This window comes from Xanthomonas citri pv. citri, assembly GCF_000961215.1.
Lineage (GTDB): Bacteria > Pseudomonadota > Gammaproteobacteria > Xanthomonadales > Xanthomonadaceae > Xanthomonas > Xanthomonas cissicola.
On the sequence record NZ_CP008998.1, the window covers coordinates 4,678,330 to 4,693,152 of the forward strand.

Genomic DNA, 14,823 nt, shown 5'->3' on the forward strand with positions numbered 1-14,823 from the left:
ATCTGCCGCACATGGCGCGGTCATCGTTCGGACATCGCGCATCGCCACCTTCCTCACTCCCCTTGGCAAGCGAGCTCTGCAATGTCCTTCTTCCTGCGCGGTTGTGTGGCCCTGGCAGTGTTGTGCACGACCTCCGTGGCGGCCGCCACGACCCGTTGTCCCACTCTTTACGCGAACGGCACCCCGCCTAGCGTGAGCAGCACGACCCGCACCACCGAGATCTGCCACACCGAATACGTGCTCCTGGCCTCGGGCGTGACCAAGGACCCGGCATATTCGGCCGAGCATCTCACCGACCAGCAGGTCGCCGGTGCCGAGGCGATCGGCCGGGTCGGCTCGTTTCACGATGAAACCGGCATTCCGGCCGCCGACCGCTCCAAAAGCTCCGACTACACCAACACCGGCTACGACCGCGGGCACATGACGCCGGCCGGCGATGCATCGACCGAAAGCTCGGAAAAAGAAACCTTTTCCATGGCCAACGTCGTCCCGCAGGACCACAAGCTCAACACCGGAGAGTGGGCGCACATCGAAGAGCAGGTGCGTCAGCTGGCCAAGCAACACGGCGAGTTGTACGTGGTGACCGGCCCGGCGTTCGACAGCGGCACTGCACCGACCATCGGCACCGACAAGGTCGTCGTCCCGGCATATGTGTGGAAGGCGATCTATGAACCGGGCGTGGGCGCCGGCGCGTATCTGTGCGTCAACGACAGCAGCATCAATTGCGACGTGGTGTCGATCGACGACCTCGTCGTGATGACCAACGTCGACCCGTTCCCCTCGCTCAGCGCCAGCGTGAAGTCGCACGCGATCGCGCTGGTGCTGCCGTAAGGATGGCCACCTGTGCGTGCGGCGGTCGGCTGCATCGCGTCGCGCAGGCGGACATCGCACGCAAACGGCAAACGGACTCGTTGATCGCAGCGGCTGGATGCCACGCAGGGCGCAGTCACCCAGCCGCTGTCAGTTGCTGCCGAGGCCAGCGTCCGGCGCGGCGCAGTGCGCGGCCAATCCATCTGCCAGGGCCGCGAACACCGCACTGCAGGCAGCGCTGGCGCGCAGGTCTTGATGCATCGTGACCCAGACGTCCAGGGCAACGCCGACCTGCTGCGGCAACACCGGCAGCAGGCCCGGCGTTCGCCGTGCCAACATCGCCTGGCAGAAGCCAATGCCGCACCCGGCGCGGATCAGCGCCAGCTGTGCCAGATCGCTGTCGGCCCGTAGCGCGAAGGCCGCAGGTTCCCAAAACGGGAAGCCCTTGCGCGCGCCGCGCAGAAACGGGGTGTCCGTGTCGAAACCTACCAGCGCATGCTGGGCCAGATCCTCCGGGCGCTGCGGCAGGCCATGCCGGTCCACATAGTCCGGATGAGCGTGGAGCCCGATCGCGACCTTGCCGACGCGACGCGCCACCAGCAGGTCCTGCTGCGGCCGGATCATGCGCACCGCCACATCGGCTTGGCGGTGCAGCAGATCCTGCACCCGATTGCTCAACACCAGTTCCATGCGCAGCTGCGGATGCGCAGCACGCAACGCAGCCAGGATCGGCGGCAGGATTTCCGCACCGACCACCTCGCTGGCCGAGATCCTGACCGTGCCCTGCACCGCCTCACCATGACGGCTGGCTGCGCGCTGCAACGCCGCGGCAATGTCGGCCATCGCCCGTGCATGGCTGCGCAACGCCTGTGCGGCGTCGGTCGGCAGTAGCCCGGTTTGCGAACGGACGAACAGCGGCACCGCCAGCAGGTCCTCCAACGCTGCGACATGCCGCCCGATGGTGGGCTGGGTCAGACCCAGCGCGCGTGCCGCTGCCGACAACGAGCCCTCCTCCAGCACCGCAAGGAAGGACCGGTAAAGCTCCCAGCTGATCGTGTCGGCCATACATAAATGTATAGCTGCACGCGCAGCTTCGGCAATTTATTCGTAGCCACGGCTTATCCACACTGGCCGCATCTCGACAGCGGAGCAGACCCATGACACAGACAGCAACCGCCCTGGTACTGGGCGCCAGTGGCGGCATCGGGGGCGAACTGGCGCGGCAACTGCGCGATGCAGGATGGCAGGTGCGTGCGTTGCAACGCGGGTTGGCGGCCACCGCCGAGCAGCGCGATGGCATCGACTGGCGCCGCGGCGACGCCATGCAACGGCACGATGTCCTGCAGGCAGCGCACGGTTGTGCGGTGATCGTGCATGCGGTCAATCCGCCCGGCTACCGGCGCTGGTCAGAGCTGGTGCTGCCGATGCTCGACAACAGTATCGCCGCGGCTCGCGCCGAAGGCGCCACCCTCGTGCTGCCTGGCACCGTCTACAACTACGGCCCCAGCGCCTATCCATCGCCGGACGAGGAGGCGCCGCAGACGCCGACCAGCCGCAAAGGCGCGATCCGGGTCGAGATGGAGCGCCGCCTGCAGGCCGCCACCGCGCACGGCGCGCGGGCGTTGATCGTGCGCGCCGGCGACTACTTCGGCCCGCGCGCGCGCAACAGCTGGTTCGCGCAGGGGCTGGTCACCGCAGGGCGCCCGGTCGCCACGGTGACCCTGCCCGGCGCGCCGGGCGTTGGCCATCAATGGGCCTACCTGCCCGACGTTGCGCAATGCATGCTGCGGCTGCTGCAGCGCCGCGACACGCTGCCAGCGTTCTGCCGCCTGCACATGGCCGGGCACTGGGATGCAGACGGTACGCAGATGGCCGCGGCGATCGGCCGGGTGGTCGTGCGCCACGGCGGCGCGCAACCAGCACTGCGCCGCTTTCCGTGGTGGGCACTGCCGCTGGCCAGCCCGTTCGTGCCGCTGGCACGCGAACTGCGCGAGATCCGCCCGCTGTGGCGCAACCCGCTGCGCCTGCGCAATACGCGCCTGCGCGAGGTACTGGGCGAGGAACCGCACACACCCCTGGACGACGCCGTCGAGGCGACGCTCGCCGGATTAGGCTGCCTGCCGACACCGTTGCTGGCACCAGCGCACTGACCAGGAGCAGCTAACAAACGACTGCGCAGCCGCCAGGCGGGCGCGGCCGGTGCTCGGAATCGGCATGTACCACCCACACACTGCGGTTCTGAGCGCGCCGTCCGCACCCACCTGACGGCTGCTCGCTACGTTTTGTTGGCCGCTCTAAGATGCGCCTGCGGCGACGTGGCCGCAGGCGCTCGCGCTCAGCGTGTTTCGCGCAACCAACGCGCCACTTGCGGGGCGAAATAGGTCAGCACGCCATCGGCACCGGCACGCTTGAAGGCCATCAACGCCTCGAGCACGCACTTGCGCTCGTCCAGCCAGCCATTGGCCGCTGCCGCCTTGAGCATCGCGTACTCGCCGCTGACCTGGTACGCAAAGGTCGGCACCCGGAATTCCTCCTTCACCCGGCGCACCACATCCAGATACGGCATGCCTGGCTTGACCATCACCATGTCCGCGCCTTCTTCCAGATCCAGGGCGATCTCGCGCAAGGCTTCGTCGCCGTTGGCCGGGTCCATCTGGTAGGTGGTCTTGTCGGCCTTGCCCAGATTGCCGGCGCTGCCCACCGCATCGCGGAACGGGCCGTAGAACGCCGAGGCGTACTTGGCCGAATACGCCATGATGCGCACGTTGAGATGATCGTCGGCATCGAGCGCGCGGCGGATCGCACCGATGCGGCCATCCATCATGTCCGAAGGCGAAATGATGTCCACGCCCGCCTGCGCATGCGACAACGATTGCTTGACCAGTGCCTCGACCGTGATCTCGTTGAGCACATAACCCTTGGCGTCGATGATGCCGTCCTGGCCGTGGGTGGTGTACGGGTCCAGCGCCACGTCGGTCATGACGCCCAGCTCCGGAAAGCGCGACTTCAAGGCACGCACCGCGCGCTGCGCCAGGCCGTCCGGGTTCCAGGCCTCGGCCGCATCCAGGCTCTTGCCGGCCGGGTCGATCACCGGGAACAGGTCGATCACCGGGATGCCCAATTCCAGCGCGTTTTCCGCTTCGCGCAGCAACTCGTCCAGCGACAGGCGTTCCACGCCCGGCATCGACGCAATCGGCGCGCGGCCAGACAATTCGTGCACGAACACCGGCCAGATCAGGTCATCGGTGGTCAGCGTGTTTTCGCGCATCAACCGACGCGAAAACGCATCGTGGCGCATGCGGCGGGGGCGGTAGTGCGGGTGGGCCATGACAAGGCTCCTGTAGACAGCGCATCAGTTTACGCCCGCCATCACGCGCAGGACGCGCTGCGACGCAGTGTCGCAGCGCTGCAACGGCAACCGTGCTGGATGCGTGCGCCTGACGGCACATCGGCAGCGCATCGCACGCTGTCTACACAGGCCCCACTCGCCTCGCGCACGCGACACGCGCCGGCGCGCACGTGCATCGCTGCCTCGTCGAGATCCTCTTAGATAATCCCGCCACCCAGGCTCAAGCGGATCACCCCGACCACGATCACCAGGCCATTGAGCACCAGGCCGGTCTTGGCACGGCCGCGGTTGCCTGCCGAGGTGAACAACAGCGCGACGGCGGCGATCAGCGCGCCCACCGCCGCGAACGGAATCAGGAACCAGTTGCCCCACCCCAGCAGCGGGATGAAGGCCAACACCATCCAGAGCAGCGCCACGATGCCCCACAACAGGCTGATCAATCCCACGTGCCACCTCGTCTTGAAGAAAGCACGAGCTTACCGGCACGGCCGTCCCCACACCGTGGGCGAGTGGTCATCATGACCAATGGCGGTTTGGCGGCAGCCTCACACCGGCATGGCTAGGGTGCGCCAAAGTGCGGCGCGATTCAGTCCAGGCGCCGGATCATCGCCGGCCGCTACCCGGCTTTCATTACCCAGCTTTCATTACCCAAGGGGGGGTCCACCATGCACAAGCAATCGCTGATCAGGAACGTGGCCATCGCGGCGGCCACCGCCGCCTTGCTGGCCAGCTGCGCCAGCAGCTCCAAGGTGATGCTGGGCCAGGCGCGCGCGCCGATCGACCCGGCACAGGTGCAGGTGTATTCCAACGCACCGGTCGGCTCGGTGGAAATCGCCCAGCTCGAATCGACCAGCGCCGCCGGCTTCGGCACCCAGGGCCAGACCGACGCCGCCGTCCAACGCCTCAAGCGCGAAGCCGCCAAGCTCGGCGCCAACGGCGTGGTCATCGTCGGCGTGGGCTCCGAACGCTCCGGCGGCGGCCTGTCGGTCGGCGGTGGCAGCTATGGCGGCCACGTCGGCGGCGGCTTGGGGATCGGCATCCCCACCACCCAGAAGCGCGCGGCGGGTGTGGCGATCTGGGTGCCGGCAGGGGCGGAGCAGCGCCCGGCACCGGATGTTCCGCCGGCGACGCGGTAAAGCCCGCAAGATTCACCTGCATCAATGCACCAGGGCGCGATGGATGACTGTTTGCAGCCTTCCATTGCGCCCTGTGGTTTTGCATCCGCCGGAGCTGGTTAGCGCTTGGCTTGTTGCGCGGGAATGAACTGCGTCTCCACCGCCTTGGCCAGCTGGTCCGGTGGCAGCAGTCCCTGGTCGAGCAGGAAGTTGTTGAAGGCCAGGCGGTCGAACTTCTTGCCCAGGGCCAGTTCGGTGCGCATGCGCAGTTCGAGGATGCGGGTGTAGCCGTAGAAGTAGCTGCCGGCCTGGCCGGGCGCGCGGACGGTGTAGCGGTCCAGTTCCTGGCGGGTCATGGCCGGCGACAGGCCGACGTCGTCTTCCAGTACCTGGCGCGCGCGTTCGCGGTCGATCAGGCCCAGGTTGAGCATCGGGTCGAGCATGGCGCGGGCGGCGCGCAACAGGCGGAACTGCAGGGCGATGAGCTGGCCGTCGAGCGGTTCGTACGGCACCATTTCCGCTTCGGCATACAGCGCCCAACCCTCGACGTTGACCGAGTTGAAGGCGAACATGCTGCGCGCCAGCGAGACGCCGCGTTCGACCATGGCGGTGAACTGCAGTTCGTGGCCAGGGCGGCCTTCGTGGGCGCTAAGCGTCCAGGCGGCCGAGCCGAAGTTGAAGTCGTCGTACTGCTCCTTCTTGGCGCCATCGGCGGTCGGGTTGCCCAGCGGCAACACGAACTGGCCCTGCTGGCCGGTATTGCCGATCAATGGGGCCGGCAGGAAGTGCGGGGCCGGTTGGGCCGCGCTTTCTGCGGCGCTGCCCAGGCGCATCTGCATCGGGCGGTTGGGCACATCGACGATGCGCTGCTGGCGGATGATCGGGTCGATCTGATCGATCACGCCGCGGTAGTGGGTTTCCAACTGGTCGTCGGCGATCTTGTTGCCCTTGAGGGCGCGGATCACCTGCACATAATCGCCGCCCTGCACGCCCTTGGCCTTGGCCACCAGCGGCGCCAGTTGGCGCATGGCCGAGCGCGTCTCCATGAACTCCAGTTGCGCGCGCTGGATCAACTGCTGCGGGGCGATATCGATCCCGACCTGCTTGAGCTGAAAGGCATACAGCGGCTCGGGCAGGCGGGTGTCCTTGCGCGCCTTGGGCAGCACGGTGCTGCGGGTCCAGGCGGCGTAGTCCTTGAGTTGCATGGACATCGCCTTGAGCGCCTCGTCGGCGCCGGCGATCTTGTACTTGGCGAACAGCTCGCCAATACCGGCCACATACGTGTCCACATTGGCCAGTGCCTGCTCGACTTCGCGCTGGGTGGGCTGCAGCAACGCCTTGTTGCTCAGCTTCTCCTCGTAGCGCTGGCGCGCCAGCGTGGTGGTGGGCGTGCTTCCCGGTACCAGGCCGACGTAACGCTTGAGGCGATCCAGCGCCTTGGCGCGGCGCTCGGGCACGGTTTGGTCGGAGAGCAGACCGTTGAGGCCACTGAAGACCGCCTCGGGAGCATCGCTCCAGGGCAACAGATACCGCTCGTTGAGCTCGCTGCCTTCGATGTTCTGCTCGGCCGCGCCGATCATGATCTGCAGGTCCTGGCGCACGTTGGCATCGCGCTCGGTGGTCAACTTCGTTTGCAGCGTGGCGCGCGCCTTGCGCATGGCATCGCGATAGCGCGCGGCGTTGTCCGGACCGAGGTCGACGACCTGATCGTCGTAGCCGGGCACGCCGAAGAAGCTGGCGTATTCGGGTTGGAACGGCGCCTGCGCATTGAGCAGGATCTGCGCATAGCCGTTGCTGGTCTGCACCCAGGCCGGGCTGGCGGGTACCTTGGCAATGCTTTGGCTGGTCTGCGCCTGGAGCGGCAAACAGGTGCCTAGCGCCAGAGCGACGGTAATCACAAGAGGCTTCATCGAGAAGATTCCAACAGGGCGATGCGCGACCGTACGCGGAGCACGCGGCGCCGACAACCTGCCGAAGGTCATCGTGCCTGCTGCCACAGTCCACTTCCTCGCCGCACACAAAGAATCGATGCAAGGAGACAGGCGAAGCGATTCATGCATTAAGCGGGAAAAACAGAAAGACTGGCCCCCTCATGGATTTGGCACTGCGCACCTGCTTTCACACGCTTACTACAGAGGCCAGCTGCACGCATACCGACTTTGACTTACCATAGGTAGAACGTACACTTCAAGAATCAGCACTCAAGGAATTGTCATGAAACGCTGGATAGGGATGTTTGCAGTTCTTCTGTTCACTCAGGCGGCTAGCGCAGCGGGACAAAGTGTTTATCAAGAGCTGGCATGCCGCAGCAATGATCCCTTTGTTTTTTGTACCCAGGGGTGCAAAGACGAGGACAAAAACTGGACGCCGATTGATCCGATCTCCGGAACCTGGGTCGCTGTTCCAGGCTATTGTCCATGGCCAACGAGTACCGGACCATGTTGTGTTGGCAATGTTTGCTTCAACGTCTGGACACAGACCGCCGTCACCGCAGTGGGCCAGTACATGAGTATTTGTCCCCAGGCGAAGAAGCAGGGCCAGTGGAAAGGAAAGCAACGGCCTGAAAAAGTTCCGTTCGACCATTAAACGGCGCCTTCCGGATAACGCTTGGTTTGAAGTGCAGTAAGCACGGAGTGTCTTGCGAGCACTGCACTCTCTCCACGCTCAAGCCTGCATCCAGACGAGAGCCCTGCTTTCTACAACGGTCACCCTGCTTCAACACTATGCATGAAGCCATCTATTTTTTTATTGAGTAGAAAGTTGGAATCTCTGACCAAGGAGTAGTGGTCACTCCCTGTTTTCCGCAGCTTTCGTCAGTCTCGAACAGACGTATTCAATCAGACGTCGGGGCCCCAAGATGATCCCAAGCAGCGTTCAATAAACGCTTCGGCAGTCTTGTAACGATGCAGCGCCGTGGCGCCCGACAACCCATGCTTCGCACCGGGATACGTCATCAATTCGAATGGGGTGCCGCGTTGCTGCAGCGCGCTCATCAGCGCGGTGGAATTGGTGAACAGCACATTGTCGTCGGCCATGCCGTGGATTAGCAGGAGCTTGGCGCGCAGGCCATCCAGATGCGTGGCGATGCGTGCGTCGCGGTAGCCTGCAGCGTTGCGAGCCGGCAGATCCATATAGCGCTCGGTGTAATGCGTGTCGTACAGGCCCCAATCGGTGACCGGCGCGCCGGCCACGCCGCAGGCATAGGCATCGCTGCGCTTGGCCAGCAGCATCAGGGTCATGTAGCCGCCATTGGACCAGCCCTGCACGCCGATGCGCTTGGCATCCACCCAGGACTGTTGCCTGAGCCAGGCCACGCCTTGCAGCTGGTCGTCCACTTCCACCGTGCCCTGCCTGCCGTACAGCGCGCCACCGAACTCGCGCCCGCGCCGCGGAGTGCCGCGGTTGTCCAGCGAAAACACCACGTACCCGCGCTGGGCCAGGTACTGGTCGAACAAGGCATCGCCGCGGCTGGGCCAGGCATCGAGCACGGTCTGCGCTGCCGGGCCACCGTACACGTAAACGATCACCGGGTAGCGCTTGGCCGGATCGAAGTGCTCCGGCTTGGTCAGCCGGTAGTGCAGCGGTGTCTTGCCGTCGGCGGCGGTGAGCGTGCCGAATGCGATCGGGCGCTGCGCATCGCGGTATCTGGCGTACGGATGCTGCGAGTCGGTCAGGTCGTTGTTCAGCAGTGTGGCGATCTTTTCGCCACTGGCGCGGAACAACTCGATCTGCGGAGGCGTGGTGCTGTTGGACCAGGTATCGACGTACACGCTGGCGTTGTTGGCAAAACTGGCCGCGTGCGTGCCGTTGGTGGCCGAACGCTTTTCGATCGCGCCGCCGGCCAGGGGCACGGCGTAAAGATGCGTTTGCGTAGGCCCGTCCTTGCTTGCGGCGAAATACACCGTGCCGGCCTGCTCGTCGACGGCGAGCAGGGCATCGACCACCCAGTTGCCCGAGGTCAGCGGCGTCAGCGTGCGGCCGTCGTCGGATGCAAGATACAAATGCGCGTAGCCGCTGCGTTCGGAGTTCCAGAGAAAGCGGCCATCCTTGAGAAACCGCAGGTCGTTGCTGAGCGGCACCCAGGTGGGCGAGGTTTCGGTGATGAGCGTGCGCTGCGCACCGCTGGCCAGCGTGGTTTCGATCAGCTCGAGGGTTTTCTGGTCTCGCGACTGGCGCTGGAAGGTCAGGCGCTGTGCATCGCGCCAATCCACGCGCGCCAGATAGATGTCCGGGTTCTTGCCCAGGTCGATCCAGCGCGGGGTGGCCTTGGCGCGCGGTGCGATCACACCTAGCTGCACCGCTACATTCGGCTGGCCGGCCTGCGGATAGCGCTGGCTGATCACCTCGGTATGGTCGGCATACACTTCCGGGCGCTTTTGCACTGGCACCTGCGCTTCGTCGATGCGCGCGAAGGCGATCGCCGAATCGTCCGGCGCCCACCAATAGCCGGTGTGACGCTCCATTTCTTCGTCGGCGACGAATTCGGCCACGCCATTGCCGATGGTCTCGCTACCATCCTGGGTAAGCTGCAGCGCGTTGCCACTGGCCAACTCGATCACCCACAGATTGCGCTCACGCACGAAGCTGACGAAGCCGCCCTTGGGCGAGAGCTTGGCGTCGGTGGCGAAGTTTTCGCCGTGGGTGAGTTTGCGTACCGCGGCCGCGCCGGTCTTGCGCAGGTCGTACAGATACAACTCGCCACCGAGCGGGAACAGCAGCGCATGCGCATCCGGCGCCCATTGGTAATCGACGATGCCGGTGAACGCGGCGATGCGCTGACGTTCACGGCGGGCTTTTTCGACATCGCTCAGGACCTCGGTGCCGGGCAGCACGACCTTGGAATCGACCAGCAGGCGCGTCTGGCCGCTGGCGATGTCGTATTCCCACAGATCCAGCTGGTTGCGATCGCTGTCCTTGCCGCGCAGGAAGGTCACGCGCGAGCCATCCGGCGCCACCCTGGGCTTCATCAACGTGGGACCGGAAAGCGGCAACGGGCCGGTGATGGCCTCCAGGGTGAGTTTTTCGGCGTGGGCCATGGGAATGGTGCTGAGCATGAGGGCAAGGGTGACCAGCAGGGCGCGCATCGATGATCCTGTCTGACGGCTGCGCACAGGATGCGGGGGCACTAGGGATTTGAGAAGCGCGGCGATCCTGGCGTTGGCCGCTCAGGCGTGCGCGCGTTGGGATTGATGGTGCCCGGGATGCGCACGCATCGCGAGATGTCTGTGGGCGGTGGGGACTGACACGTCGCTACGCATGGCGGGGGAGCGCACTTGGGGGGCGCTGTCAGTCTCCGGCGATGCCGTACCCTCACCCCTCTCCCGGGGGAGAGGGGCTCGTGCGGCCCCGTTGATGTGTCGCGCGCGTTTGATGCGCGTGTCCTGTTACGCAACCGCTGCTACGACGTTGCTTCAACGCTTGCCGAACAGGTGCTTGCGCTCTTCATCGCTGAGCGGCTGGCCCGCATTGGGATTGACCTGCTCCTTGAGCGCGTAGGCGCGCTGGGTCGCCGGGCGCGCGGCGATGGCGTCGTGCCAGCGCTTCAGATGGGGGAAGGCGGCGTAGTCGGGTTTGAGGTCGCCATAGACTTCGATCCACGGATAGCTGGCCATGTCGGCAATGCCGTAGTCGTCGCCGGCCAGGAAGGCGTGGTCGGCCAGGCGCTTGTCGAGCACGCCATGCAGGCGACGCACCTCGGCGTTGTAGCGCTCGATCGCGTACGCAATCTTTTCCGGTGCATAGACGTTGAAGTGACCCATCTGACCGCTCATCGGGCCCAGCCCGCCCATCTGCCAGAACAGCCACTCCAGTGCAGCGATCCGGCCGCGGGCATCGCGCGGCAGGAAGCGGCCGGTCTTCTCGGCCAGATACAGCAGGATCGCGCCGGACTCGAACACGCTCTGCGCACCGCCGCCATCGGCCGGTGCATGGTCGACGATGGCCGGCATCTTGTTGTTGGGCGAAATCTGCAGGAATGCCGGTTCGAATTGTTCGCCCTTGCCGATGTTGACCGGCTTGAGGGTGTACTGCAGCCCGGCCTCTTCCAGAAACAGCGTGATTTTGTGCCCGTTGGGCGTGGGCCAGTAGTACAGATCGATCATCGTGCGCTCCAGTCATAAGGTGGGGTCGTTGCGGCAGACATGACGCACGGCGGCATGCCTAGCATGCAGGCGTCGGACCGGAAGCGCCGTGGCGCCTGACGAATCCGCTTGCCGGTTGCGCATTCAAGGCTTGCGTCCGCTACGTCGGTGCCATCGCATCTCGAGAGACGTTGCCATCGAAGCTCGATGGTAAGGCCAAGCGTTTGCACACGGATGCATGACACGCCTCGCTCGGTGGAACGATGTGTGACGCGCGATAGGGTCGCGGCCGATGCTGCAGTGCAAATTGACTTTGTTAAGGCCGCACTAACAAATGCTGGATTGTTTCATCGACCTTTGCCTGCCCCGCCTGGGGCCGGCCTTATCTTCTGTTTGGGGAAGCAACGACCGTGAGAGAGACTCGCACCCTGCCGCGCACGCGGCGCTTGACGTCTGCCCTGCTGTTCGCCTTGTCGACTCCGCTGGCCGCGCAGACCGCGCCGGCGCCGCAATCGGCATCCACTGTCCCGGGTTCCAGTCAGGCCGACCCCGCCACCCTCGATACCGTCCAGGTCAGCGGCATTCGCGGCAGCCTTACCTCGTCGATGAACGTCAAACGCGACGCGCAAGGCATTGTCGACGGCATCGTGGCCGAAGACATCGGCAAGTTCCCCGATACCAATCTGGCCGAATCGTTGCAGCGCATCAGCGGTGTGTCGATCGACCGTTCGCTGGGCGAAGGCTCGCGCGTCACCGTGCGTGGCGTCGGCCCGGACTTCAACCTGGTGCTGTTGAACGGACGGCAGATGCCGGGCGCCAGCATCGAAGAATCCAACGCCTCCAACTCGCGTGCATTCGACTTCGCCAACCTGGCGTCCGAATCGATCTCCGGCATCGAGGTGTTCAAGACCAGCCGTGCCAGCACGCCCACCGGCGGGATCGGCGCGACCATCAACATCAAGACCGCCCGGCCGCTGGATAACCCCGGCATGCATGCCAATGTGGGCCTCAAGGGTGTGCACGACGCGTCCAACGAGAACCTGCCCGGCCGCCTGCAGGGCGATTCGCTGACGCCGGAAATCTCCGGCATCTTCAGCAACACCTCGGCCGACGGACGCTTCGGCGTGTCGCTGAGCGGCAGCTACCAGGAACGCGACTTCGGCTACAGCCAGGTCGGCGTCCCCAATGGCTGGCGCGCATTCCGTGGCGATTCCACCGCCTACGGCACCATTCCGCAGCCGGGCGCACCGGGTTCGGAAAACATCGTCAACCGCCCCGGTCCGAACGATATCTATTCGGTGCCGCAGAACCTCAACTACCGCGTGGTCGGCGTCGAACGCCAGCGCACCAACGGCCAGTTGACCCTGCAGTACAAGCCGCTGGACAACATCACCACCACGCTGGATTACACCTACTCGGAAAACAAGATCCAGCAGCAACGCAACGAGATGTCGGTGTGGTTCAACTACGGCCCGTCCGCCAGCGCCTGGACCAAGGGACCGGTCGCAGGTCCGATTACCTATTCGGAAATCGTCAATCCGCCCACCAGCGATCTGGCTACCGCCGGCTCCCAGGCGGCCACGCGCAACCAGAACAAGTCGCTGGGTTTCAATGTGGATTGGGCGGTGAACGATCAGTTCAAGCTCAACTTCGACATCCACCGCTCCACCGCCGAAGCCGGCGCGGACAGCCCGTACGGGTCGAGCAACTCGCTGGGCGTATCCGGCTTCTACCGCGGCACCTCGGTGGTGAATTTCAGCAAGGATTTCCCGGTGTTGCAGCAGCAGCTGGGCTTCGGGCTGAATGGCCTGGACCCGTCGCGCACGCTGGTCACCGGCTCGGCGTTTCGCAATAGCTACATGAAGTCGGAAATCGATCAGGCGCAGGTCAACGGCGACTTCACCTTCGAAAACTATTCGCAGTTGAAGTTCGGCATCGGCAGCACCGAGGTCAAGAACCGCTCGGCGTTTTCCAACGTGCAGCGCGACACCTGGGGCGGCAACGGCACCGCGGCCGATTATGCGGACGACCTGTGGATTCCCAGCTCGTTCGCGCAGTACTTCGATGCGATCGACGGCAGCGGCAATCCGGCGCAGTTCAACCAGCTGTTCCTGTTCGACTTCGAGCGCGTGCGCCAGGCCGCTGCGCAAGCCGCTGGCGATGAGTCGCTGTACCGCATCTCGCCGGTGTTCACCACCGACCGCCGCGTGACCGAAAAATCCAAGAACGCCTACCTGCAGTGGGGCAATAGCTGGGACGATCTGCGCGTGCCGATCAGCCTGGCCGCCGGCGTGCGTTACGAAGAAACCAAGGTCCAGGCACAGGCGCTGGTGCCGGTGGCCGTGGGCATCGACTGGGTTGCCAACAACGAGCTGCCGATCCGGCTGGCCGACTCGGCGTTCTCCGGTGGCAGCGGCAAGTACGAATACTGGCTGCCCAGCCTGGACCTGAGCTTCAAGCTGCGCGAGGACCTGGTGCTGCGCGGCAGCTACGGCGAAACCATCGGCCGGCCCGGCTGGGGCGACATCCAGGGCGGGCAGACGCTCAACCAGATCGGCCGCATCGAAGGCGGCTCCGGCCAGGAAGGCAATCCCGGCCTCAAGCCATTGCTGTCGCACAACATCGACCTGTCGCTGGAGTGGTATTACGGCGAGGCGAGCTACGCCTCGGTGGGGTTCTTCCGCAAGAACATCGACAACTACGTCGGCGTCACCACCCGCAACGACACCTCGCTCGGCCTGCACACGCCGGTGGGCGGCGCCTACTGGAACCAGGCGCTGGCCAATGGCTGCGCCACCGCCGACCTGACCTGCATCCGCAACTACATCTTCCGCAACTTCGCCGGCCAGCCGGGCGTGGTCCGCGGAACCGACGACACCAATGGCAATGCCACTGGTACGATCAGCGGGCAGCCGGGCGACCCGGTCGCCAACTTCTCCATCACCGCGCCGGCCAACCAGCGGTCGGCCTCGCTGGACGGTTGGGAATTCAACGTGCAGCACATGTTCGGCCAGAGCGGCTTCGGCGTGTCGGCCAACTACACCAAGGTCGACTCCGGGCTGACCTACAACAACTATGTGATCGGCGAGCAGTTCGCGCTGGAAGGCTTGAGCGATTCGGCCAATCTGGTCGGCTTCTACGACAAGGGACAATGGCAGGTCCGTGCGGCCTACAACTGGCGCGACGAGTTCCTGGCTGCGCGCTTCGACGGTAGCGGCCTGCCCAACCCGGTCTATACCGAAGCCTATGGCCAGCTGGATCTGAACATCGGCTACAAGTGGACCGACAACCTGTCGCTGAGCCTGGAAGCGATCAACCTCACCAACGAAATACAGCGCCAGCATGGCCGGCAGAAGAACGAGATCATCTATGCCACCCAGACCGGCCCGCGCTACATGCTGGGTCTGCGCTACAAGTTCTGGTGATACCGCTGTAGCGATGCAGGACTGACTGCATCGCTACAGCAAGC

At 64.9% G+C, this 14,823-nt stretch carries 11 protein-coding genes and 1 other RNA gene; 6 read left to right on the forward strand and 6 right to left on the reverse strand.

Annotated elements, in window-relative coordinates:
• Nucleotides 1–81 precede the first annotated feature (81 nt).
• On the forward strand, nucleotides 82–831 hold the full coding sequence (locus AMD14_RS20640; RefSeq protein ID WP_015471454.1) for a DNA/RNA non-specific endonuclease: 750 nt from the start codon (nucleotides 82–84) through the stop codon (nucleotides 829–831).
• 129 nt (nucleotides 832–960) lie between these two features.
• Here AMD14_RS20640 and AMD14_RS20645 read toward each other — a convergent pair whose 3' ends face one another.
• Nucleotides 961–1,875 carry a LysR family transcriptional regulator gene (locus AMD14_RS20645; protein WP_003489849.1) on the reverse strand — a complete coding sequence of 305 codons (915 nt, stop codon included), beginning with the start codon at nucleotides 1,873–1,875 and terminating at the stop codon, nucleotides 961–963.
• 92 nt (nucleotides 1,876–1,967) lie between these two features.
• Here AMD14_RS20645 and AMD14_RS20650 point away from each other — a divergent pair, with 92 nt between their 5' ends.
• Entirely contained in the window at nucleotides 1,968–2,960 is a 993-nt protein-coding gene (locus AMD14_RS20650) for an SDR family oxidoreductase (RefSeq protein ID WP_011052690.1), read from the forward strand.
• 64 nt (nucleotides 2,961–3,024) lie between these two features.
• Nucleotides 3,025–3,101: non-coding RNA, sX9 sRNA (locus AMD14_RS24230), on the forward strand.
• Between the two features lie 44 nt (nucleotides 3,102–3,145).
• Here AMD14_RS24230 and hemB read toward each other — a convergent pair.
• Together hemB and AMD14_RS20665 are read right to left on the reverse strand one after the other, a co-directional pair.
• Nucleotides 3,146–4,138 carry a porphobilinogen synthase gene (gene hemB / locus AMD14_RS20655; protein WP_005916512.1) on the reverse strand — a complete coding sequence of 331 codons (993 nt, stop codon included), beginning with the start codon at nucleotides 4,136–4,138 and terminating at the stop codon, nucleotides 3,146–3,148.
• Between the two features lie 218 nt (nucleotides 4,139–4,356).
• Nucleotides 4,357–4,599 carry a hypothetical protein gene (locus AMD14_RS20665; RefSeq protein WP_005916515.1) on the reverse strand — a complete coding sequence of 81 codons (243 nt, stop codon included), beginning with the start codon at nucleotides 4,597–4,599 and terminating at the stop codon, nucleotides 4,357–4,359.
• 225 nt (nucleotides 4,600–4,824) lie between these two features.
• On the opposite strand from AMD14_RS20665, the gene AMD14_RS20670 reads away from it, so the two are divergent.
• Complete coding sequence (locus AMD14_RS20670) at nucleotides 4,825–5,295, forward strand: hypothetical protein (RefSeq protein WP_011052691.1); 471 nt, start codon at nucleotides 4,825–4,827, stop codon at nucleotides 5,293–5,295.
• A gap of 98 nt (nucleotides 5,296–5,393) precedes the next feature.
• On the opposite strand, the gene AMD14_RS20675 is transcribed toward AMD14_RS20670, so the two are convergent.
• Nucleotides 5,394–7,184: a DUF885 domain-containing protein gene (locus AMD14_RS20675; RefSeq protein ID WP_015463711.1), complete on the reverse strand. Its 1,791-nt coding sequence runs from the start codon at nucleotides 7,182–7,184 to the stop codon at nucleotides 5,394–5,396.
• A 304-nt stretch (nucleotides 7,185–7,488) separates the two neighbouring features.
• Between AMD14_RS20675 and AMD14_RS24235 the strand changes: the two genes are divergently transcribed.
• Nucleotides 7,489–7,860 (forward strand): hypothetical protein, encoded by a 372-nt coding sequence (locus AMD14_RS24235; RefSeq protein ID WP_011052694.1) that lies wholly within the window; start codon nucleotides 7,489–7,491, stop codon nucleotides 7,858–7,860.
• A 251-nt stretch (nucleotides 7,861–8,111) separates the two neighbouring features.
• Here the strand turns inward: AMD14_RS24235 and AMD14_RS20680 are convergent, their stop codons facing one another.
• Nucleotides 8,112–10,358, reverse strand: a complete 2,247-nt coding sequence (locus AMD14_RS20680) for a S9 family peptidase (RefSeq protein WP_015463712.1) — start codon at nucleotides 10,356–10,358, stop codon at nucleotides 8,112–8,114.
• A 327-nt stretch (nucleotides 10,359–10,685) separates the two neighbouring features.
• Entirely contained in the window at nucleotides 10,686–11,375 is a 690-nt protein-coding gene (locus AMD14_RS20685; protein WP_015463713.1) for a glutathione binding-like protein, read from the reverse strand.
• Nucleotides 11,376–11,764: 389 nt separating this feature from the next.
• On the opposite strand from AMD14_RS20685, the gene AMD14_RS20695 reads away from it, so the two are divergent.
• Nucleotides 11,765–14,779 (forward strand): TonB-dependent receptor, encoded by a 3,015-nt coding sequence (locus AMD14_RS20695; RefSeq protein WP_011052697.1) that lies wholly within the window; start codon nucleotides 11,765–11,767, stop codon nucleotides 14,777–14,779.
• Nucleotides 14,780–14,823: the final 44 nt, after the last annotated feature.